Source organism: Microbacterium foliorum, from assembly GCF_006385575.1.
Classification (GTDB): Bacteria; Actinomycetota; Actinomycetes; order Actinomycetales; family Microbacteriaceae; genus Microbacterium; species Microbacterium foliorum_B.
Map to the genome: position 1 here is coordinate 1,978,108 of NZ_CP041040.1, position 19,903 is coordinate 1,998,010.

General features: G+C 67.6%; 24 protein-coding genes. 5 read left to right on the forward strand and 19 right to left on the reverse strand.

Going from position 1 to position 19,903, the window contains the following annotated elements; genetic code table 11:
• Positions 1-18: 18 nt before the first annotated feature.
• Positions 19-441 (reverse strand): YchJ family protein, encoded by a 423-nt coding sequence (locus FIV50_RS09450; RefSeq protein ID WP_258184202.1) that lies wholly within the window; start codon positions 439-441, stop codon positions 19-21.
• Positions 442-463: 22 nt separating this feature from the next.
• Here FIV50_RS09450 and FIV50_RS09455 point away from each other — a divergent pair, with 22 nt between their 5' ends.
• The gene (locus FIV50_RS09455) at positions 464-1,303 is read left to right on the forward strand and encodes an aldo/keto reductase (RefSeq protein WP_140037217.1); all 840 of its coding nucleotides are present in this window, start codon (positions 464-466) and stop codon (positions 1,301-1,303) included.
• Positions 1,304-1,352: 49 nt separating this feature from the next.
• Positions 1,353-2,288, forward strand: coding sequence for a methyltransferase family protein (locus tag FIV50_RS09460; RefSeq protein ID WP_140037218.1), 936 nt, complete (start codon positions 1,353-1,355; stop codon positions 2,286-2,288).
• Here FIV50_RS09460 and FIV50_RS09465 read toward each other — a convergent pair.
• Entirely contained in the window at positions 2,260-3,096 is an 837-nt protein-coding gene (locus FIV50_RS09465) for a helix-turn-helix transcriptional regulator (protein WP_140037219.1), read from the reverse strand. The genes FIV50_RS09460 and FIV50_RS09465 overlap by 29 nt on opposite strands.
• Before the next feature lie 100 nt (positions 3,097-3,196).
• On the opposite strand from FIV50_RS09465, the gene FIV50_RS09470 reads away from it, so the two are divergent.
• Positions 3,197-3,961 carry an SDR family oxidoreductase gene (locus FIV50_RS09470; protein WP_140037220.1) on the forward strand — a complete coding sequence of 255 codons (765 nt, stop codon included), beginning with the start codon at positions 3,197-3,199 and terminating at the stop codon, positions 3,959-3,961.
• A gap of 27 nt (positions 3,962-3,988) precedes the next feature.
• Here FIV50_RS09470 and FIV50_RS09475 read toward each other — a convergent pair whose 3' ends face one another.
• Positions 3,989-4,879 carry a TIGR01777 family oxidoreductase gene (locus FIV50_RS09475; protein WP_140037221.1) on the reverse strand — a complete coding sequence of 297 codons (891 nt, stop codon included), beginning with the start codon at positions 4,877-4,879 and terminating at the stop codon, positions 3,989-3,991.
• Between the two features lie 101 nt (positions 4,880-4,980).
• On the opposite strand from FIV50_RS09475, the gene FIV50_RS09480 reads away from it, so the two are divergent.
• Positions 4,981-5,814 carry a zinc-ribbon domain-containing protein gene (locus tag FIV50_RS09480; RefSeq protein ID WP_140037222.1) on the forward strand — a complete coding sequence of 278 codons (834 nt, stop codon included), beginning with the start codon at positions 4,981-4,983 and terminating at the stop codon, positions 5,812-5,814.
• Between the two features lie 36 nt (positions 5,815-5,850).
• On the opposite strand, the gene FIV50_RS09485 is transcribed toward FIV50_RS09480, so the two are convergent.
• Positions 5,851-6,228 carry a hypothetical protein gene (locus FIV50_RS09485; protein WP_140037223.1) on the reverse strand — a complete coding sequence of 126 codons (378 nt, stop codon included), beginning with the start codon at positions 6,226-6,228 and terminating at the stop codon, positions 5,851-5,853.
• A 132-nt stretch (positions 6,229-6,360) separates the two neighbouring features.
• Here FIV50_RS09485 and FIV50_RS09490 point away from each other — a divergent pair, with 132 nt between their 5' ends.
• The gene (locus FIV50_RS09490; protein ID WP_140037224.1) at positions 6,361-7,449 is read left to right on the forward strand and encodes an AAA family ATPase; all 1,089 of its coding nucleotides are present in this window, start codon (positions 6,361-6,363) and stop codon (positions 7,447-7,449) included.
• 34 nt (positions 7,450-7,483) lie between these two features.
• Here the strand turns inward: FIV50_RS09490 and FIV50_RS09495 are convergent, their stop codons facing one another.
• From FIV50_RS09495 to FIV50_RS09565, 15 genes are all read right to left on the reverse strand, one after another.
• Positions 7,484-8,287: a sigma-70 family RNA polymerase sigma factor gene (locus FIV50_RS09495; RefSeq protein ID WP_140037225.1), complete on the reverse strand. Its 804-nt coding sequence runs from the start codon at positions 8,285-8,287 to the stop codon at positions 7,484-7,486.
• 170 nt (positions 8,288-8,457) lie between these two features.
• Complete coding sequence (locus FIV50_RS09500) at positions 8,458-8,772, reverse strand: HU family DNA-binding protein (RefSeq protein ID WP_140037226.1); 315 nt, start codon at positions 8,770-8,772, stop codon at positions 8,458-8,460.
• A 240-nt stretch (positions 8,773-9,012) separates the two neighbouring features.
• A complete protein-coding gene (locus FIV50_RS09505) occupies positions 9,013-9,411 on the reverse strand; it encodes a flagellar assembly protein FliW (RefSeq protein ID WP_140037227.1) in 399 nt (132 codons plus the stop codon).
• The gene (gene flgL, locus FIV50_RS09510; protein WP_140037228.1) at positions 9,408-10,295 is read right to left on the reverse strand and encodes a flagellar hook-associated protein FlgL; all 888 of its coding nucleotides are present in this window, start codon (positions 10,293-10,295) and stop codon (positions 9,408-9,410) included. Before flgL ends, FIV50_RS09505 begins: the two co-directional genes overlap by 4 nt.
• A 17-nt stretch (positions 10,296-10,312) precedes the next feature.
• Positions 10,313-11,719: a flagellar hook-associated protein FlgK gene (gene flgK / locus FIV50_RS09515; RefSeq protein ID WP_140037229.1), complete on the reverse strand. Its 1,407-nt coding sequence runs from the start codon at positions 11,717-11,719 to the stop codon at positions 10,313-10,315.
• Positions 11,720-11,726: 7 nt separating this feature from the next.
• Positions 11,727-12,209 carry a flagellar export chaperone FlgN gene (gene flgN, locus FIV50_RS09520; RefSeq protein WP_140037230.1) on the reverse strand — a complete coding sequence of 161 codons (483 nt, stop codon included), beginning with the start codon at positions 12,207-12,209 and terminating at the stop codon, positions 11,727-11,729.
• Between the two features lie 121 nt (positions 12,210-12,330).
• Positions 12,331-12,579, reverse strand: a complete 249-nt coding sequence (gene csrA / locus FIV50_RS09525; RefSeq protein ID WP_140037231.1) for a carbon storage regulator CsrA — start codon at positions 12,577-12,579, stop codon at positions 12,331-12,333.
• 88 nt (positions 12,580-12,667) lie between these two features.
• Positions 12,668-14,734 carry a flagellar biosynthesis protein FlhA gene (locus FIV50_RS09530; protein ID WP_140037232.1) on the reverse strand — a complete coding sequence of 689 codons (2,067 nt, stop codon included), beginning with the start codon at positions 14,732-14,734 and terminating at the stop codon, positions 12,668-12,670.
• Between the two features lie 48 nt (positions 14,735-14,782).
• Complete coding sequence (locus FIV50_RS09535; protein WP_140037233.1) at positions 14,783-15,886, reverse strand: EscU/YscU/HrcU family type III secretion system export apparatus switch protein; 1,104 nt, start codon at positions 15,884-15,886, stop codon at positions 14,783-14,785.
• Positions 15,883-16,644 carry a flagellar biosynthetic protein FliR gene (locus FIV50_RS09540; protein ID WP_140037234.1) on the reverse strand — a complete coding sequence of 254 codons (762 nt, stop codon included), beginning with the start codon at positions 16,642-16,644 and terminating at the stop codon, positions 15,883-15,885. Before FIV50_RS09540 ends, FIV50_RS09535 begins: the two co-directional genes overlap by 4 nt.
• Positions 16,644-16,919: a flagellar biosynthesis protein FliQ gene (gene fliQ, locus FIV50_RS09545; RefSeq protein ID WP_042541106.1), complete on the reverse strand. Its 276-nt coding sequence runs from the start codon at positions 16,917-16,919 to the stop codon at positions 16,644-16,646. Before fliQ ends, FIV50_RS09540 begins: the two co-directional genes overlap by 1 nt.
• Entirely contained in the window at positions 16,919-17,761 is an 843-nt protein-coding gene (fliP, locus tag FIV50_RS09550; RefSeq protein ID WP_308810369.1) for a flagellar type III secretion system pore protein FliP, read from the reverse strand. The genes fliQ and fliP overlap by 1 nt, the downstream gene beginning before the upstream one ends.
• A gap of 127 nt (positions 17,762-17,888) precedes the next feature.
• Positions 17,889-18,317 (reverse strand): flagellar biosynthetic protein FliO, encoded by a 429-nt coding sequence (locus FIV50_RS09555; protein WP_258184203.1) that lies wholly within the window; start codon positions 18,315-18,317, stop codon positions 17,889-17,891.
• Between the two features lie 2 nt (positions 18,318-18,319).
• A complete protein-coding gene (locus tag FIV50_RS09560) occupies positions 18,320-18,976 on the reverse strand; it encodes a FliM/FliN family flagellar motor switch protein (protein WP_140037235.1) in 657 nt (218 codons plus the stop codon).
• A complete protein-coding gene (locus tag FIV50_RS09565; protein ID WP_181164189.1) occupies positions 18,976-19,896 on the reverse strand; it encodes a flagellar motor switch protein FliM in 921 nt (306 codons plus the stop codon). Before FIV50_RS09565 ends, FIV50_RS09560 begins: the two co-directional genes overlap by 1 nt.
• Positions 19,897-19,903 lie beyond the last annotated feature (7 nt).

Here is a 19,903-nt window from a genome sequence, read left to right on the forward strand (position 1 = left end):
GCTGCGCGGTCACGTCCATCACCCGACCTGTCCGTCGAGGTACAGCCACCGGCGGTCCTCGCGCACGAAGCGGCTCCGCTCGCGGAGCGAACCCCGCTCGGCGTCTTGCTGCCAGAAGGCCTCGAACTCGACCTCGCCGTCGCGATCGAAGGGGCCGCCGCCGGTGCGATCGACGATCACGAGCCGTCGCCAGACCACGTCGTCGTCGAGGTCGATCTCGGTGGGGCGGGTCGACGGGTGCCAGGTCGCAAGCAGATACGCGGCGTCCTTGACCGAGAACGCCGTGAAGCGCGAGCGCATCAGGCGCTCGGCCGTGGGCGCGGGAGCCCCAACGAGCAGCGGGCCGCAGCATCCGCCGAAGAGGTCTCCTGAGCCGCAGGGACACCGAGCGGCATTATCGGGGACGCCGTCATCTGACGCCATCCTCTGCACCTCATTCATGGCTCCAGCGTACGCTGGCGCCATGACGGCTCTCCCCTTCTTCACGGCCCACAACGGCTTCACCCTTCCGGCTCTCGGACTCGGCACATACGCGCTGAACGGGGATGCGGGCGCCGACTCCGTCGCCTCCGCGATCGGCGCCGGCTACCGCCTGATCGACTCGGCATTCAACTACGAGAACGAGGGATCCGTGGGTCGCGGGGTGCGCGCATCCGACGTGGACACCTCGGAACTGATCGTCACGACCAAGCTGCCCGGCCGCCATCACCCACGCGCGAAGGCGCGGACGAGCATCGAAGAGAGCCGGTCGCGGCTCGGCGTCGAAGCGATCGACCTGCACCTCATCCACTGGCCCAACCCGCATCAGGACGAATACGTGCAGGCATGGGAGGCGCTGGTCGAGGCTCAGCAGCGGGGGGTCGTGAGACAGATCGGCGTCTCGAACTTCCTCCCCGAGCACCTCGAGCGCATCGAGCGCGAGACCGGCGTCCGCCCGGTCGTCAACCAGATCGAGGTGCACCCGTACTTCCCGCAGGACGAGCAGCTCGCCTATCACCGAGAGCACGGCATCCTCACCGAGGCGTGGAGTCCGCTCGGTCGCGCGAAGGAGCTGATCGAAGAGCGGGTGATCGGGGAGGTGGCGGCAGCGCACGACATCTCCCCCGCACAGACCGTGCTCGCCTGGCACGTCGCGCGGGAGACGGTCGCGATTCCGAAGGCATCCTCCCTCGAGCACCAGGTATCGAACCTCGCGGCAGGAGGAGTCGTGCTGACCGCGGCCGAGGTCGAGGCGATCACGGCGCTCGGACGCGCAGACGGGCGGCTCTTCGACGCGGATCCTGCATCGCACGAGGAGTCCTGAGGCGGCTTGCTGCGCGGGCGTGCGCGAACGGCGCTCGTAGACTGACTGCATGCCGGTCATCGCAGGAATCCCGATCACACCGGTGACGGCTCGGCTGTACTTCGCTGTGCAGGCTCTGGCCGGCGCAGCCTGGTGGATCGCGGTGGCGCTGTCGGACGACGTGCGCCACCTCACTCTCGGAGACCTGCCCGCCGGAGTCGTGGCGGTGTTCGACATCCCGCTCTTCGTGGTCGGTTCGGCGATCATCGCGGCCGGTTCCCGATGGGCTCTGTGGGTCGCTGTTCCCTGGACGGCGATCGTGGCCGCCGGTATGGCCATCTACGCCACGGCGACGGGTCTCGCCGGGTGGGGCGCCCTGGTCATGCTGATCGCCGCCGGAGCAAGCGTCGCGGCGGGAATCGTCCTGCTCTGCGGAAGGGCTCCGGTGGAATGGCTGATCACCGGTCCGCTCGCGTTCCGGCCCGCTGCGAAGCTCGGCACACGAGCGCTGCTCGCACGCACCGGACTGCAGACCCTGTTCTTCTGGGGCACCTTCCTGCTGGTCATCCCCCTCGTGGTGTCGCTCGTCGAGGCCCGGTGGTCGCTGCGCATCGAGGTTCCGCTCGTCGTCCATCTGGCGGGCGGGGTGCTGCTCGTCGCCGCGACCGCCCTCGGTATCTGGTCGGCCGTGTCGATGTCCGTCGAGGGTGAGGGCACCCCACTCCCGTCGCAGATGGCGCGACGACTCGTGATCAGCGGCCCGTACCGGTATGTGCGCAACCCGATGGCTGTCGCGGGCATCGCACAGGGCATCAGCGTCGGCCTGATCCTGGGCTCCTGGCTCGTCGTCGCGTATTCGCTGTTCGGATCCCTGCTCTGGAACTCGGTCGTGCGGCCGCTCGAGGAGGCGGATCTGGAAGCGAGATTCGGATCGGAGTTCGCGGAGTACAGCAGCAGGGTGTCGTGCTGGGTGCCGGTCAGACCCGCTGTGTCCCGAGCACTCTGAGCAGTTCGAGCTTGCTCGCGGCGTCGCTGCCCGGCGCCGCTGTCAACACGATGAGCGCCTGGGATTCGTCCTCGGTGAACAGCGCCTGGCAGTCGACCTCGATCGGGCCGATCTCCGGATGGATGAGGACCTTGTGGTCTTCGAAGCGCCGCCGCACCTCGTGCACGGCCCACAGCTCGGTGAACTCCGGGCTGCGGGCGGTGAGCTCGCGCACGATCTCGCCGGCTCGTGAGCGCTCGCCGAGCGCACCGTAGGCGGATCGGAGCGACGCCACGAGCACGCTGCTGTGGCGAGGGTGATCCTGCTCCGGGTAGCGCCCGCGCTCGTCGTGCGGGTGCGCGAACCAGCGGTAGATCCCGCTGCGCTCGATCCCCTCCAGGCCGCTCACGTCACCGAGCAGAGCCCGTGCGGCGTCGTTCTGGATCAGGACCTCGTCGAGCACCGAGACGACGAAGGCGGGTGTGTCATCGAGGCGGTCGAGAACACGGAGCATGCCCGGGTGCACGTAGTCGGTGAACATCGTGCGATCCGGGGCGCTGTGACCGCAGATGCGGTGCAGGTAGTCGCGTTCGTCGGGAGTCAATCGCAGCGCCCGCGCGAGCGAAGCGAGGATCTGCACGCTGGGCTGCGGACCCCGCTGCTGTTCGAGACGCGCGTAGTAGTCGGTCGACATGGCGGCGAGCTGCGCGACCTCCTCGCGGCGAAGACCGGGAGTGCGGCGGCGCGCTCCCGCACCGAGACCCACGTCCGACGGCTGCAGCTGCTCCCTGCGTCGCACGAGGAACTCGGCCAGTGCTTCTTTATCCACCACTGCAGTATCTCGTGCTCGCCCTCACTCATCCAGGGACCGCGGATCCCTGGATGGACCATCTCTGGAGCGGGACCGCCGGAGGCCGAAGAGTGGACGCATGAACATCAGCGGAAACACCATCTTCATCCCCGGCGCCACGAGCGGCATCGGCCTCGCGCTCGCCCGGCGACTCAGCGATCGAGGCAACACCGTGATCGTCGGCGGGCGCCGTGCCGAGCTGCTCGGCGAGATCGCGGCGGCCAACCCGGGCATCGACACCGTCCAGATCGACACGACGGATGCCGACAGCATCCGCGAAGCCGCGCAGACCGTCCTGTCCGCGCATCCTTCGCTCAACGTCGTCATCGCGATGGCCGGCATCATGCGCCCCGAGGACTGGACGTCGCCCGAAGGGTTCCTCGAGACGGCCGAGGCGACCGTCACCACCAACCTGCTCGGCCCGATCCGGCTGATCGCGGCGTTCATCGAGCACTTGCGCACCATGCCGGATGCCACGATCATGACCGTGTCGTCCGGTCTGGCCTTCACCCCGCTGCGCGTCACCCCCTCGTACAACGCCACGAAGGCGGCCATCCACATGCTCAGCGAATCGCTGCGCCTGCAGCTCGCAGAAACGAGCGTGAGCGTGCTCGAGCTCGAACCGCCAGCTGTGCGGACTCCCCTCATGCCCGGACAGGAGACCAGCGACTTCGCGATGCCCCTCGACGATTTCGTCACCGAGGTCGTCGAGCTCATCGAGACACAGCCGGATGCCACCGAGATCCAGGTCGAGAACGTGAAGTTCCTGCGCTACGGCGAGGCGCGGGGCGACTACGCGCAGGTGGTCGAGACGCTCAACCGCCGCGACCCCCACGCCCGCTGAGCAGACGCGGTCGTCGACGCAGCGCGATCAGATCGCTGCGTCGACGGCCTGCTTCGCGGTCTTGTGGCTGAACTCGAAGCCGGATTCTTCGAGCGCCGCGGGTCGCACATCGGCGTCCGAGACGAGCAGCGAGTCGGCGGCCGCACGGCTCAGCGCGAGTCTCAGCGCCCAGGTCGGTGCGGGAATCCAGAACGGACGCCGCATCCTCTGGGCGAGTGCGCGCCCGATGTCGTTCGCCGAGGCGCGCGTCGGGCCGGTGAAGTTCACGGGGCCCTCGAGGCGCTGGTCGATCACGTGTCTGATGCCGCGGACCTCGTCTTCCAGAGAGATCCAAGGCCAGATCTGGGTGCCGGGCCCGATGGGACCCGCTACTCCGAATCGGGTGAGCTGGATCAGCGGTTTGAGCACACCCTGGCGGTGGATGATCGGGGCTGTGCGCAGCAGCGCCACTCTCGTCTGCTCCCCCGCGCGCAGTGCCTCCTGCTCCCAGCGCACGCAGAGCTGCGCGAGGAACGTGTCGCCGGCGAGCGACGCCTCGGTCAGGATCTCGCCGGGTGCCGAGCCGTAGTAGCCGACGGCGGATGCGGAGATGAGGGACGGAGCATCGTCGCGCAGCATGCGCACCGCTGTCGCGAGGGTGCGAGTGGTCGTCAGCCGGGACTCGACGAGTTCACGGCGATAGCGCGGGGTCCAGGGCAGGCGGCCCACGCTCGCCCCGCCCAGAGCGACCACGGCATCAGCCCCCGCCAGCACGTCGGGGTCGAGTTCGCGTTCGCCCGGAGTCCACTGCACCTCGGAGGCGTCATGTGGGGCGCGACGCACGAGGGTCGTCACCTCGACGCCGTCTGCGCGCAGGGACGACGCGAGGGCCGTGCCGATCAGACCCGATGCGCCACTGATCACGATCCGCTGCGGCATGATGACTCCCTCTGTCCGTCCACCGGACTCGTTCTTCTCCGCGAGTCTGTCACGTCCGACGCCCTCAGGCGATGTCCGCGGCGGCGTGTAGGTTGCCCGACGTGACCGAACCAGTGCAGTCGTGGTGGGCGAGACGTCAGTTCTCGCGAGGGCGAGATGTGCCCTACGAGGTCGGCACCTATCGTTCGCAATGGGCCGCCTACCCCGAGTTGATCCGTCAGTACCACCCGGAGCTCAACCACGGCATCGCACTCTCGCAGGTGCCGCTGGCGGCCGACGTGCTGCTGTGCTGGGAGTGCCGGGTCGGTCACCGTTTCGCCGCCACTCCGTCGGAACAGCGGGAGCGACCGGGGCGGGTGCGTCGCCAGTCGGCATGGTGCCCCGAGTGCTCGATGCTCGCCCGCCCTCAGCCCGTGGTGCTGGGAGAGGCCCGCGCGATCCCGCGGCGCCCGAAACCGCAGCTCGCACTGTGCACAAAGACGCCGGACCTGCCGACCGGCGAGGCCTTCTCTAGCGTGTGTGCTCCTGCACCGGCATCCGCCGCCGAAGCCCGGCTCCGTGCCGCGCTCGCCTCCCGCATCGCCTTCACGCCGGGCGTCAACGCGGTCAAGGTCTCGCGACCGTTCTTCCGTCACACCGAGGTCTGGCCCGACATCCTGCTTCCTGAGCTTCGCGTCGCGATCGAGTACGACACCGTGGGGCGTCACGGACTCGAGCACGTCGGCAAGCGGCAGGAAACCGACCTGCGCAAGGATCGCGCCCTGCGCGCCGCCGGTTGGGAGGTCATCCGCATCCGCACAGGGCGGCTCGAACCGCTGGGCCCCCACGACCTGCAGATGCCATCGGTCTCTGCCCGCGGGGTCGATCGCATCGTCGACGAGCTCCGTCAGATCCGCGGACCGATCATCGTCGACGCGTACCTGACGCCGAGCTGACGACGTTGCAGCGTTCGTCGGCAACCGTGCTCGGCGTCAGCCCTCGGGAGGACCGTCTGCCCGCCTCACGACAGCATCCCACTCCGACTTCAGGAAGCTGGCGTCTCCGGCAGCGACGATCTGTGCGTTGTCGTTGGGGCCGAGCTCGGGTCGCATGGTCAGTCCGCCGACCTCGAGGCTCGGGATGCTCTGCCTGATGCACTCGACGCTTCCGCGCACCAGCAGCTCAGCTGTCTGTTCCGGCGTCATCACGGCCCCCATCACGGCGTCATCGTGAGCGACGAGCACCACCTGCCATGCGGGCTGTCGGTCGTCGGGATCCAGTGTGTACTGCACCAGCCCCTGCGGCGCGGCCTCGACCACGATGACGATCGAACCTGCGACCGGCTGTTCGTCTGCTGCGTACTCGCCCATGATGGATCCCCTGATCCGGGCGTCCCCACGCCCATTGTCCGCTCAGGGTACTGCGAAAAGTTTCTTTGCGAACGCCTTACGGCGATCGAATCCCAACCGATATATGAGTACGGGGAGCAAAGGAGAAGGATCTTGACCAGCACCTACATCGAGACGGGCGGACACGTCCGCGTGTACGACGCGGCCGTCCGCACGCATCACGAGTTCCCTCTCGGCACTTATCGGGTGCATTTCACCTCGAAAGAGGGATTCAGCCTGATCAAGATCGACGACCTCACCGTGGGCACCGAACGCGTCTACGGCGGCCGCGACAGGAAGGTCGACAAGATCTTCCGCTCCTATGCCCTCACCGATCGCAGCCTCGGTGTGATGCTCTCCGGCGACAAGGGAATCGGCAAGACGCTGTTCCTGCGCATGGTCGCCGAGGAGGCCCGCGAGCAGTGCCTGCCCGTGGTGATCGTCTCAGAGGACAACGACGGCATCGTCGAGTTCCTCGACACCCTCGACGAGTGCCTGATCATCTTCGACGAGTTCGAGAAGGTCTTCCCTGCGGGGCGCCGAGGCGGTGCAGAGGGAGGCAATCGGCAGAACCAGTTCCTGTCGCTGTTCGACGGCCTCTCGTCGGTGAAGCGCATCTACTGCCTGACCGTGAACGACATCAGCGATGTCAGCACCTACATCGTCAACCGCCCGGGGCGATTCCATTACCACATGCGGTTCGAGTACCCCGGTCCCGACGAGGTGCGGCAGTATCTGATCGACCAGGCCCCGCATGCCGACCCCGATGAGATCGAGAACGTCGCCCTGTTCTCCCGCCGGGCTCGCCTCAACTACGACCATCTCCGTGCCATCGCGTTCGAGCTCGAGCAGCCGGACGCGCAGTTCGCAGATGTCGTGGAGGACCTCAACATCAAGGCGATCGAACCCAGCACCTATCGGATAGAAGCCCGTTTCCCCGACGGCAAGGTCTGGTCCGACGAGGTCGAGATGAACCTCTTCGAGCGCGGAGATGTCGGCCGCACCTTCGAACTGCGACACGCCACGCGGTCGATCTTCGCGTCCTTCGTGCCCAAAGACCTGATCTTCGAACCGGACGGCAGCATCTTCGTGCCGATCCACAAGCTCGAGCTGCTCGATGATGAAGACGAGGAGCCCGAGGTCTACCCGACGACGGTCAACCTCATCCTGGTGGGTCAGGCGAGCTACGGATTCAGTCTCTGACCGGACCGGTCGGAATGTCTGGCAGCGGCCCTGATCAGACGCCGACGGCGTGCGACAGGATCGCGCGCGTGAACCGTTGGCCGCTGGCGGCGAGACGCTCGAAGTATGCGTCCAGCGCAGACGCCGATGAGCGCGCGACCGGCGCGGACTCGGTCGGCGGAGTGTCGGCGTAGTGACGGTCGAGCGCATCGCGGAGCATACGCACCGCTGCGGCTCGCTGCTGCGAGACGGCGGCGTGCGATACGCCCAGCTCGTCCGCGAGCTCCGTCACCGTGCGGTCGTCGAAGTAGATGGCCGTGATGATCGACCGCTTGCGCTCCGGCAGCGCAGCGACGGCCCGTCGCAGGAACTCATCGCGCTCCGATGCGATCGCGAGTTCTTCCGGCAGGTACCCGGTCCACACGATCTCCGGCGCGTCCGGCGCATCGAGACTGGTGAGCATACGCTCGGCGTCGGCCAGGCCCTCTCGTGCGACAGCGGTGTCGACGCCCATGGCCGCCGCGATCTCCCCCACGGTGGGCGTGCGTCCGAGCGCCGCCGACAGGGTCTGCCTGACCTTGGCCGTCTGCTTGGCCCGCACACGAACATCTCGCGGTGCCCAGTCCATCGACCGCAGCTCGTCTTTCAACGCCCAATTCACGCGCGCACGCGCGAACGCTCCGAAGGGCACTCCCAGGCTCGCATCGAACTTCTCAGCCGCACGGACCAGCGCCAACGCACCGGCGGAGGCGAGGTCATCGCGGGAGACATGAGAGATGCGTGAAGACACGTACGCCGTCGCCGCGCCGACGATGTGCAGGTGATCGACCACGAGTTGGTCGCGCGCGCGCTCAGGCACCGGATTCGCCTCTTTCACTGTAAGTGCAAGCCCTCCCCAGCGACTCACAGCGTGGCCTCTCCCCAGCGACCGGAACTGCTTTCAACTACATGCTAGGGGCGAGACGGGCATGAAAGATCCCCGGAGGCCAAAACCCCCGGGGATTCTCGTTTACGTTCAGATAACGATGACTAGTCGTTCACCTTGACTCGACGGTTCACCTCTCGAGTCGCAGAGAACTTCAGCACCGTGTAGTCGTTGACCTCGGCGTCTCCGTCGTCCTTCGCGAACTGCACACGATGCCCCTTGTGCGTCTGCGGATAGAACTTGCCGAAATTGGTGAGCGTGACCGTGTTGCCCTTGCCGACGAGGTCGAGGAGCTCGTCGATCATCGCCGTGTACGCGGTCTGTGCCGCCTGAACCGAGATGCCGCCGCGTCGTGCGAACCTCTGCACGAACTCCCGCTTGCTGACCCGATTCGTCTCGAGCGTCCTTGAAGTGCTCATGTTGTCTTCCGTCCCATGGAATGTCGCTCGTCACCGAGCACCGTGCGCTGTACCCCTACCAACCGCATCCGTGACGTGCCCCAGGCCCCGATCTCCTGCGACGACGCCGGGATCCCGCCAGTACCCCAGCCTGTGCCTTCAGAGGATAGTCGCTCTTCCTTGGTATATGCGGTGAATTCCAGAATCCTCTGCTTGTCGAGAATTCACCCCGTCGGAAGAGTCGTCGAACGCGACGCCCGCTCAGCCGCCCAGGAGAGCGCGAATCGGGTATCGCTGGTCCTCGAGGATCGCCTGCACCGCGAGGCCGGACTCGGCGTGAATGAGGATCGGAGCACGCAGGTTGATGTAGACGCCGTCTACCGAGGGGTTCGCCACGACGAACACTCGGATGTCGGAATCGTCTGCGGCGCCGATCTGCCCTCGCACTTCGGCCGGGATCGTCGGCTCGTAACCGTAGTCGCCGGAGGCCGGATCGAGGAGGAACAGCCGCACATCCGCATCCGTTGCCCGCAGCGCGTGCAGCCCCTCCGCTCCGTCGATCTGCTCGAGAGTGAACGCGGTGTGCGGGCTGAGCCCTGGCATCGGCGAAGCGAACTCGACGTCCAGCGCCGCAGTCCTCTGGTCGGTGGACGCACTCATCGCAGGAACTCCATCAGATTGGTCTGCAGCGATCGAGCGGTCACCTGCAGGGCGGACTGGAACACGAGCTCGGCCGACTGCAGCCGCACGAGCACCTCGAGGCTGTCGACGTTCTCGACCTCGGTGCGGCGGGCTTCGAGGTCGATCGACGCCGAGAGGTTCTGCGCCGAGGCGCGCTCGATCTGCACCTGACGCGCTCCTGTCGATCCTCGAGCCGCGTTGACATCCTTCAGGCGCGCATCGATGTCGCCGAGACGCGAGCCGACCTCGACGCCGCTGCGCAGATCTGCCGCGATGTCGTTAAGCAGGGCGAACGCGCTGCCGGCGCCCTCGCCGAACGCCTGCGAGCCGTCGAAATCGACGCGCACCGTCTCGTTGTCGCTGATGCGGCGGTGCACTCCGGCCCCCGCCCCGCCGTTGAAGGTGAACGTGGCGGGATCGAACGCGGATCCCGCGTCGCTCGTGCCTGCGAAGACGCTGCGGCCGAGCACCCTCGTGTTCGCCTTGGCGAGCAGCTCCGCGCTGATCGACTCGAGCTCCTGCGCGATGGATTCGCGCGCCGTCGGGCTGAGCGCCCCGGAGTTGGCTCCCTGAGCCGTGAGATCCCGTGCGCGATTGAGCAGGTCGGCGCTGGCCCCGAGAGCGGTGTCGACGGTTGTCACCCACGCCATGCCGTCGCTGAGGTTGCGAGCGAACTGGGCGACGCGCGCCTGGTCGCCGTGCACGCCGAGCGCGGTGGCCGCGGCAGCAGGGTCTTCGCTCGGCGAGCGGAAGGCGCGCTGCGAAGCCGCCTGATTCTGCAGGCGTTCGCGGTCTGCGAGGTTGGTCTGCAGCGTCCGCAGCGACTGCTGCGTCATGGTGCTGCTGGTGATACGACCGATCATGTTCACTCTCCCCAGAGTCAGCGGCCGACGAGGCCTGTGCGGTTGATCAACAGGTCCAGTGCCTCATCGACAGCGGTCAGCACACGAGCCGCTGCCTGATAGGCGGTCTGGTAGGTCAGGAGGTTGATCGTCTCCTCATCGCCGTCGACCGACGAGTTCGACTGCTGGGCGGTGACCGCCGCGACAGCTCCCATGTCGGCGATGTCGGCGCGCTGCAGGTCGCCTGCGACGGATACCGCGAACCCCGTGACGAAGGTCGACCAGGTCTTGGTGGGCCCTGTCGCCGATGAGCTGAGCGCGCTGATGCGGTCGGCGATCGTCGTGTCCTTGGCGCCGGCACCCGGAGCCGCCAAGGCGAGCTGGTCGAGACCGGTCGGAACCACGCTGAGGCCGAGAGCGGCCGGACCGGCACCGTTGAGCGCGAAGAAGTCGCCCCCGGCAGCGCCGGAAGACGTGACTCCCGTGCGGTGCACGTCGTTCACGGCGGTCGCCAGCGCGGTCGCCGTCTCGTTGTAGGCCGCCGCGACGCCCGCGAGGGTGCCACCGTCGGATGCGGGGGCGAGCGCGCTGATCGTGCCGCCGACGATGCCGCCCGTGATCGGCACTGCCAGCCCCGGTCGATCGGCCCACGCGACGGTGATCCGACCGGCGTCGGCGATGTCACGCGGCCCGCTCGCGACGAGCGCTCGGCTGCTGTCGCCCGAGACGAGCGCGTTGCCGTCGACGCGAAGAGTGAGTGTTCCGTCCGCCTCGACATTGCCCTTGGCACCGACCGCGGTCGAGAGCTGCTGGGCGAGGACGTTGCGCTGGTCGATCAGCTCGTTGGCGGTGCGGCCGGACTGCAGCGCGTCCCTGATCTGACCGTTGAGTGAGGCCACCTGACCCGCGACGGCATTGACGTCGGCGAGCTGACTGTCGACCTGTCCGCGCATGTCGCTCCACTGCCCGGCGATCGTCTGATAGCCCGCGGCGATCTGACCGATGAGCACGTTCGCGTTCGTGAGCACGACCTGCGCCGCGGCCGGGTCCGGCGTGTTGGCGAGGTCGGACCAGCCGGCCCAGAAGCGATCGAGGTTCGCCGCGAGACCGTCCTTGGTCGGTTCGGCCATCACGCCTTCGGCGCTGCTGGCGGCCGTCGCGCGAGCGCTCCAGAAGCCCGACGTCGACAGCGCGTCTCGCACGCGAGCGTCGAGGATGTCGTCGCCCAGCCGCGCGATCCCGGTCACGCCGACACCGCCGCCGATGCCGAGCCCCGACGGCCAGAGTCCCGTCTGCCCCGGCGCTGAGAACGAGGTCTGCTCCACACGCTGGCGGGTGTAGCCGGGGGTGGCCTGATTGGCGATGTTCTGGCCGGTCACTGTCATCCCCGCGCGTGCCGCGGAGAGCGCGGATTCGGCGAGGCGGAGTCCTGCGAATGAAGACATGTCTACTTCACACCCTTGTGTCGAGGAGTCGGGCGTCGCCGCCGCGGACGACATCGCCGTGCGTGTCGTACTCGCCGGTCGGAACGCCGAGACCTGCGATCGTCTCCTGAGTCACACGGATCGCCGTGCGCAGACGCTGCTCGTTGACCTTCTTCATATCGCCGATCTCGTCGGCGAGAGTCGTCATGGCGTCCAGGTGGCCCGAGAGGATCTCGCGCCAGGCATCGGTCGGCGCGGCCTCGATCAGATCACGCAGCGTCGTCGCCTCCGGCACGCCCCATTCGTCAGCCACCGCGATGACCAGCGTGTCACGCGAGAGGGCGACGGTGGGCATGGCCGCGAGAACCCGCTCGATCTCGTTCGCCGCATGGTGGATCCAACGGTTGCGTCCGGTCGCGAGCAGCATCTGCTGCTCGTCGAGCTTGAAGAGCAGGACCTCGAGAAGGTCGCGCTCTCGCATCAGTTGCATGCTCAGGTCGTGAGCGGCCACGATTCGTCACCTCGTCATGTCGCGGTTTCCGTGACGGGATCGCCCGTCACATTCACGACTATCGCGACAAGGAGCGAGCCAGTAACTCGGAGTGCAGGGAGATGACGCTCCGGGCGCCGGTTCAGGGGGCGGGGGTCGTTCGCCCCAAGGCGCTGAGGAGAGCCGATTCCGCGGACTCGTCAGATGACGTCTGGACGGCTTCCTGGTTCGCATCACTGACAGCGAGGACGATCTCGGCCCGATTGATGCGCTTGTCCCGAGGAGCATCGATGCCGACGCGGACGCCGCTGGGCGTCACTGCGAGAATGGTGACGGTGATGTCGTCACCTATCACGATGCTCTCGTTGGCGCGTCTCGTGAGTACCAGCATGCGTCGTCTGCCTTCCATGGCGTGAGCGCCGATGCGCCCTCTGCTCACAAACGTATCGCACTCAGCTCATAAATGAGCAGATTCGGCGCTAGACCGCTGCGCTCGGCAGAGCCGACTGCGTCATGCGCACCACCCCCACCACATCGGTCGCGAGTGCGCCTGCCGCAGCCTCGTCGTACGACAGCACGGGGAGGCCGCTGACCTGCGACGACACCATGCGCCGCACAGCCTGACGCAGAGATGGAGCGCACACGAGCACCGGTTCCGGACCCACCTGGTCGAGCTCGGCGACGGTGCGCCGCACGTTCTCGAGCACCTGCATGGTCGACTCCGGCGTCAGCACGATCTGCGGATGACCGTCGACGACGCGCATCCCCTCGAGCATCTGCTGTTCGAGCATCGGCTCGAACATGACGACCCGGATCCGCCCGTTCTCGGCGAAGCGCGAGGCGATCGCCGGTCCGAGTGCCGCCCTCGCCGCGTCGATCAGCCCCGCGGTCTCGGTCGAGGCCTTGCCTCGAAGGGCGAGCGCCTCGTAGATGCGGGCGAGATCGTTGATCGGCACCCGCTCGGCGAGAAGCCCCGCCAGGACGCGCTGGATCGCGGCGAGCGACAGCACGGCCGGTGTGAGCTCCTCGACCGTCGCGGGGCTGGACTGCTTCAGGTGCTCGGTCAGCTGGCGCACGTCTTCGAGGGAGAGCAGCCGATCGGCCTGACTCTGCACGATGTCCGAGAGGTGGGTGATGATCACGCTGGCCCGATCGATCACCGTCGCACCCGCCATGTCGGCTGCGTGCGACATCTCGGCGGGAACCCACTTGCCCTCGAGGCCGAACACGGGGTCGACCACGGCCGTGCCGGGAAGCTGCTCGAGACCCGTGCCGATCGCGAGCACGTGTCCGCGCGGCACCGATCCGCGCCCGGCCTCGACTCCGGCGATCAGGATCGAGTAGGTCTGTGCCGGCAGATCGATGTTGTCACGCGTGCGCACCGGCGGCATGAGGATGCCGATGTCGAGAGCGAGTTTGCGACGAAGGGACTTCACCCGGGTGAGCAGATCCCCTGCTCCCCCCGACGCCAGGTCGACGATGTCCGGAGACAGCGAGATCTCCAGGGCATGCACGCGCATCCTGTCCATGAGCTCTTCCGGCCCCTCGGCGCCGGCGTCGACGGCCTCCTGCTGCAGCGCATCGGCCTCGAGTGCGGCATTGCGGTCCTCGTTCGCCTTGACGCGGGACGCTGCGAACAGCAGCACCGCCCCGATCGCCAGGAAGATCACCAGAGGCATCCCGGGGATGAAGCCCATGGCGATGGCCGCGAGGCCGGTGATCACGAGGGCGTTGCGCGACTGCATGAGCTGGCGACCGGCAGCCTGACCCATCTCGGATTCGGCGTTCTCGCGAGTCACGATCATGCCGGTCGACACGGCCATCAGCAGCGCGGGGATCTGGGTGACCAGACCGTCGCCGATCGTCAGGATGCTGTAGGTCTCGAGCGCGTCGCCGACCTCCATGCCGTGCTGCACCATGCCGATGATGATGCCGCCGACGAAGTTGATGACGACGATCACGATTCCCGCGATCGCGTCACCCTTGACGAACTTCGACGCACCGTCCATCGCGCCGTAGAAGTCGGCCTCCGCAGCCACCTCGGCGCGCCGCTTGCGCGCCTCGGCGTCGGTGATCAGTCCGGCGTTCAGATCGGCGTCGATCGCCATCTGCTTGCCCGGCATGGCATCGAGGGTGAATCGGGCTCCGACCTCGGCGACACGCTCTGCACCCTTGGTGACGACGACGAACTGGATGACGGTGAGGATGAGGAAGATCACCGCGCCGATCACGAGGGACCCGCTGATCGTGATCTGCCCGAATGCCTGGATCACCTGGCCCGCATGCGCCTCGCTGAGCACGAGGCGCGTGGACGCGACGTTCAGACCGAGCCGGAAGAGCGTCGCGACGAGCAGCAGGCTGGGGAAGACCGAGAAGTCGAGCGGCTTCTTGATGAACATCGCGGTGAGAAGGATCAGCAGCGCGAACGAGATGTTCAGCACGATGAGGACGTCGAGGAGTCCGGTCGGGATGGGCACGATGAGCAGGAGGATGATGCCCACCACCCCGACGGGCACCGTCGCCTTGGACAACAGCTGACCGATCATGCGTCTCGCCTTCTCATGCTCTCTCCTCGTTCTGATCGCGACCCCGGCTCAGAGGCCGCGGTCCCTGGTGTTCGCGAAGGGCATCGTGTGCGTCCCCCTGGCCGACCCGCGGCGCTTGAGATGCTCGATGAAGGCGAGCACCTGGGCGACGGCGGTGTAGAGCTCTTCCGGGATCTCCCGCCCGATCTCGCAGGCGGAATGCAGTGCACGCGCGAGCGGGATGTCCTTGATCATCGGCACGCCGGCCTCCTCCGCCCTCTCGCGGATCTTCTGCGCGACGATCCCCGCCCCCTTCGCCACGACCCGAGGGGCCGATTTGCCCGGCTCGTACCGCAGCGCGACCGCGACGTGCGTGGGGTTCACGAGAACGACATCGCTCTCGCCGACCGCGGCGATCATGCGATTGCGGCTCATGGCGAGCTGGCGCGAACGGCGCTGGGACCGCACGAGCGGGTCGCCCTCACTCTTCTTGTGCTCGTCCTTGGCTTCGTTCTTCGTCATGTGGGTGTGCTTGCGATTGCGTCGCATCACCACGGCCACGTCGATCGCGGCCAGCAGGATGCCCACGGCGACGGCGACCTGCAGCAGCGCGACCGCTCCCCCGGCCGCCTGCTCGAGCAGCCAGGTGATGTTGTGACTGCCGCTGGCCATGAGCACAGGCACGAGCCCTGAGACGACGATCCAGAGCGCGAGCCCGATCGCCACCGTCTTCAGCAGCGCCTTGGCGCCCTCCCAGAGCGCCTGCTGCCCGAACACCCGCTTCATCCCGGACACGATGTTGAACTGCTCGGTGCGCATCGTCACGCCCCGCAGATGTATGCCGCCCTGAGCGACAGCGGTGGCCGTCGTCGCGAGGAGTACGACCACCAGCATCGGCAGCAGGATGCCGCCGAGCGATGCGATCGCCGAGCCGAGCACGTCCAGAGCCGCCTCGTCGGTGGGGTTCATCGCGACGGGTGTCACGGCGAGGAAGAGCTCGGTGACCACCTGCGTGCCCGAGGCGATCGTCGGCACCATCATCACGGCGGCGGCCGCGATGCAGACCCAGGCGGTGAAGTCCTGGCTGCGGCCGATCTGCCCCTTCTTCCGTGCCTCCTTCAGGCGACGCTCGGTCGCCTTCTCGGAGCGTTCGCCGCTGTCGGACTCGCTCATCGCGTCACCCCCAGAAGCAGCCTCGCGGCCTCCTCCGCGATGGCCGCGACCACGCTGGGCAGCGCCGCGTAGACGAACCCGACGAGCAGCAGGGTGAGGCCGATCTTGATCGGGAAGCCCATCGCGAACGCGTTCAGGGCCGGCGCGACGCGGCTGACCAGTCCGAGCCCGACGTCTGCGAGGAAGAGCACGATGAGCAGCGGGCCGGCGATCTGCACGGCGCTGAGCATCATCTGCCCGGCAGCGCCCACGAGTGCCTCCGCCGGTTTCGCGAGATCGATCATCCCGGTGACCGGCACCGCGTCGAACGATCGGAACAGACCTCCGAGCACGAGCTGGTATCCGTCCGAGGCGAACAGCAGCATGATCGCGGTCATCTGGAACAGCCGGGTGAACTGCGCGCCGTTGATCGCCATGCCGGGGTCGAACGCCTGCGCCAGCTGGAACCCGCCGAAGGTGTCGACGAGATGACCGGCGCCCTGGATCGCGCTGAAGAGCACCATCACGAGAAAACCGAGGAGCGCGCCTGTCAGGGCCTGCCCCGCCAGGGCGAGCATGAAGGCTCCGGTGTCGAGGCGCTCATACCCCGCTGTCACCACCGGCGACACCGCGAGAGCGAGACCCACGCCGAGCATCGCGCGGACCCGCATCGGGATCGTGCCGTGGCTGAAGGGCGGAGCCAGCACCAGGAAGGCCGTGATCCGCACGCAGGCGAGGGAGGTCGCCTCCAGCCACGTGAAGTCGATGGGGATGTTCATCAGCCGCCGTTCAGCAGCGACGGGATCCGCGCGAACATCTCGTTCGTGAAGGCGATCATCTCGGCGATCATCCAGTGCCCGGTCACGAGCAGGGCGATGCCGACCGCGACGAGCTTCGGCACGAACGAGATCGTCATCTCCTGCACCTGGGTGATGGACTGCAGCAGCGAGATCGCGAATCCCACCACGAGGGCGGTGATGAGCAGGGGTGCGCAGAGTTTCGCCCCCACGATCAGCGCCGCCTGCCCGATGTCGATGACAGCCTCGGGGTTCATCAGCCACCCCCGTTGTACGACTGGACGAGCGCGGTGATGACCATGCCCCAGCCGTCGATGAGCAGGAACAGGAGGATCTTGAACGGCAGCGAGATCATGACCGGCGGCAGCATCATCATGCCCATCGACATCAGCGCGCTGGCGACGACGAGGTCGATCACGAGGAAGGGGACGAAGATGATGAACCCGATCAGGAAGGCCGCGCGCAGTTCGCTGATCATGAATGCCGGCACCAGGGTCTGCAGCGGGATGCTGGCGGCGTCCGCGGGATTCTCCATCTGCGCCGCCCGGTGCATGAGCGCGATGTCCTCTTCGCGGGTGTAGGTGAGCATCCATTGGCGCAGCGGCTCCTGCGCGAGCTCGAAGGCCCTGCCGAAGTCGATCTGACCGTCGGTGAACGGCGCGACCGCGACGACATTGATGTCGGTGAGCACCGGCCACATGATGAACAGCGTCAGGAACAGGCTGAGCCCGGCGAGCACCTGGTTCGGCGGGATCGACGGCAGCGAGAGCGCATTGCGGGTGAGGGCGAGCACGACGAAGATCTTGGTGAAGCTCGACATCATCAGCAGCAGGGCCGGGGCGACGCTGAGCACGGTGATGCCCAGCAGCGTCATGATGCTGTCGGACGGCGCCCCGTTGATGCCGTTGATCGTCACGCCGTCGCCATCACCGTCGCCGATCTGCGCCGGAAGCAGCGCGGCCGCATGTGCACCGGCAGCCTGCAGCAGCACCAGCGCCGTGGCGACGACCAATGCGCCACCGAGAATCACCCACACGCGACGCGGCAGTCGCGGTGCGCGCGCAGACGGCGACGCGGCGACTGCGGCGGGTACGGGCACGGCGGCACTCCGAAGATGGGTGACGTGGCCGATCCGTAGCCAGGGGGTCGAGCGATCCGTGCTCGCAGTCGACTATCGCGACACGACGCGGTGCTCGTAACCGCGACCCGCAACGGGCTGAATGCCGTCAGGCGACGGAGCGCAGCGCGCGGTCGACGATGTCGTCAGGCATCTCGGAGACAGCGGGCAGCTTCTCCTGCGCGACGATCTCCTCCGCCAGCGGAGGAGCCTCCTGTGTGTCGACGACGTTGATCCCGTGCTCGGTCACGCCGAGCACGTAGCGGATACCGCCGAACTCGGCCACCACGAGCTGCGCCTTGCCTCCGATGCCCGACCGGGCCACCACGGTGATCTTCTCCGGCCGTGTGCGCGGGGCTGCCGCCGGACGCGAGGGCACGAGCTCCGACAGCTTGGCGAGCTTCTTCGGCATCAGTCCGGCCAGCGGGCTCATCCCCTTGGCCTGCGACTTCTGCAGGCGACGGCTAAGGAAGAGCAGCAGGCCGAGCACCGCTCCGAGCGCCACGATCGCACGGAGTGCGACGAGGATGTCGTCCATAATCAGACCGTCTCTGCGCCGTCGAGGATGCGCTCGACCCGGATCGCGAAGTCGCCCTCCGCGACCACGACGGTGCCGTGCCCGATCAGGCGACCGTTCAGTTTGATGTCAGCGGGAGACCCCGCGGCACGGTCGAGCTCGACCACACGCCCCGGCTCGAGCGAGAGCACGTCACGCACCGGCATCCGCGTTCGTCCGATCTCGACAACGAGCTCCATCTCGACGCCCGCGATGCGGTTCAATCGCTGAGGTCCCGCTGCCGCGGCAGACCTGGCTCCGTCGATGCGCACTGCTGCGCGCGCGACGACGCTGCCGTCGGCGTCGACCATGTCGAACACCTGAGTACCCGCATCGGTGAAGACGTCGGCGGCTGCGACCACCGCTCCGTCGCCGAGCGAGCCGCTGCCGAGCACGGCGGTGGCCGCCTCGAAGATCGGATGCAGTCGATCGGCCAGCGGTGCGTTCTTCGAGCCGTCCTCGAGCTGCGACGGATCGACGACCTGGATCGCGATGCGCGCGCCGGGACTTCCGGTGAAGGTGACGACGACCGCTTCACCCGACGCACCGGGGTCGGTCGAGGGGGCCGGGATCACGGGGTAGCCGAACGGCAGCTTGCCGGCGATCGCCGCGGCGATGGCGGTTTCGTGGAAGGTGCTCATCAGTGGGTCTCCTCATGGGTGGTCGTGATCTTGCAGGTGAGGCGCGAGCCCCTGCTGCCGGGTGTGGCGAGGGCGATCCGGGTCTGTCCCGCCATGAGCTCGTACGGCCGGGTCTCAGGGTGCGGCAGGCGTAGCAGGTCGCCCGGTGCGAGGTCGAGGATCTCGCCGGTGCCGATCGTGATGGGGGCGAGACGCAGCGTCAGCTCCAACGGGGTGCTGCGCACCTGCTCGAGGGTGTGATCCGGCGTATGAGCGGAGCCGGCATCCGATTCCGTCGCTGCGAGACGGTCGACCACTGCGGACGCGGGCAGCATGACGGTCGCCGTCGACTCCGAGTCCCCCAGCCGCATGGTGTAGCGGGCGACGATCACCGCGGCCGTGGCGGAGATGACCTGCATGTACTGGGGGTTGTAGTGCACCGCGCTGAATCTCGGAGCCCCGGGAAGCAGGGTGCCGAGGCTGGCGTGAAGGTGCTCGAACGTGCCCTCCATCAGGTTGCGGACGAGAGCGAGCTCGATCGGCGTGAAGGTGCGGGCTGCGGGAAGCGACGTGCTCCTGCCACCCATCATCTGCACGACCCAGAGCAGGGCGCTGTCGAGGCCGAACTGCACGACGCACGGCTCATCGCGATCGGCGAACGACCCCGCGACCATGGCTGTCGTGCCGGGGAGCGTATCGGAGTACTCCTCGTACGACACCAGGTCGACGCTCTCGAGCGCCAGGTGCGCCCGCACCCGGATCTTGTCCGTCAGCTGCGACGACCACAGCCGGGCGAACGACTCGAACGACGCCTCGAGGTGCCGGGTGCTCTCGCGGCCGAGCTGGGCCGGGCGTCCGAAATCGTATGCCGGGTAGCGCACGGCGGGGTCATCGAGCACGGCGGATGCGGTCATGACGGTCTCCTCGACGGTGGTGTTCACGTGAGTG

What these genes read in the sequence shown, in the direction of transcription:
- FIV50_RS09535 (WP_140037233.1), bottom strand. Translation starts at nt 15,886, where the DNA reads ATGAGCGAGTCCGACAGCGGCGAACGCTCCGAGAAGGCGACCGAGCGT.
- FIV50_RS09505 (WP_140037227.1), bottom strand. Translation starts at nt 9,411, where the DNA reads ATGAGTGCGTCCACCGACCAGAGGACTGCGGCGCTGGACGTCGAGTTC.
- flgL (WP_140037228.1), bottom strand. Translation starts at nt 10,295, where the DNA reads ATGATCGGTCGTATCACCAGCAGCACCATGACGCAGCAGTCGCTGCGG.
- csrA (WP_140037231.1), bottom strand. Translation starts at nt 12,579, where the DNA reads ATGCTGGTACTCACGAGACGCGCCAACGAGAGCATCGTGATAGGTGAC.
- FIV50_RS09485 (WP_140037223.1), bottom strand. Translation starts at nt 6,228, where the DNA reads ATGGGCGAGTACGCAGCAGACGAACAGCCGGTCGCAGGTTCGATCGTC.
- FIV50_RS09460 (WP_140037218.1), top strand. Translation starts at nt 1,353, where the DNA reads ATGCCGGTCATCGCAGGAATCCCGATCACACCGGTGACGGCTCGGCTG.
- fliQ (WP_042541106.1), bottom strand. Translation starts at nt 16,919, where the DNA reads ATGAACCCCGAGGCTGTCATCGACATCGGGCAGGCGGCGCTGATCGTG.
- FIV50_RS09540 (WP_140037234.1), bottom strand. Translation starts at nt 16,644, where the DNA reads ATGAACATCCCCATCGACTTCACGTGGCTGGAGGCGACCTCCCTCGCC.
- FIV50_RS09560 (WP_140037235.1), bottom strand. Translation starts at nt 18,976, where the DNA reads ATGAGCACCTTCCACGAAACCGCCATCGCCGCGGCGATCGCCGGCAAG.
- flgK (WP_140037229.1), bottom strand. Translation starts at nt 11,719, where the DNA reads ATGTCTTCATTCGCAGGACTCCGCCTCGCCGAATCCGCGCTCTCCGCG.
- FIV50_RS09500 (WP_140037226.1), bottom strand. Translation starts at nt 8,772, where the DNA reads ATGAGCACTTCAAGGACGCTCGAGACGAATCGGGTCAGCAAGCGGGAG.
- FIV50_RS09450 (WP_258184202.1), bottom strand. Translation starts at nt 441, where the DNA reads ATGAATGAGGTGCAGAGGATGGCGTCAGATGACGGCGTCCCCGATAAT.
- FIV50_RS09470 (WP_140037220.1), top strand. Translation starts at nt 3,197, where the DNA reads ATGAACATCAGCGGAAACACCATCTTCATCCCCGGCGCCACGAGCGGC.
- FIV50_RS09530 (WP_140037232.1), bottom strand. Translation starts at nt 14,734, where the DNA reads ATGATCGGTCAGCTGTTGTCCAAGGCGACGGTGCCCGTCGGGGTGGTG.
- FIV50_RS09475 (WP_140037221.1), bottom strand. Translation starts at nt 4,879, where the DNA reads ATGCCGCAGCGGATCGTGATCAGTGGCGCATCGGGTCTGATCGGCACG.
- FIV50_RS09555 (WP_258184203.1), bottom strand. Translation starts at nt 18,317, where the DNA reads ATGGACGACATCCTCGTCGCACTCCGTGCGATCGTGGCGCTCGGAGCG.
- FIV50_RS09455 (WP_140037217.1), top strand. Translation starts at nt 464, where the DNA reads ATGACGGCTCTCCCCTTCTTCACGGCCCACAACGGCTTCACCCTTCCG.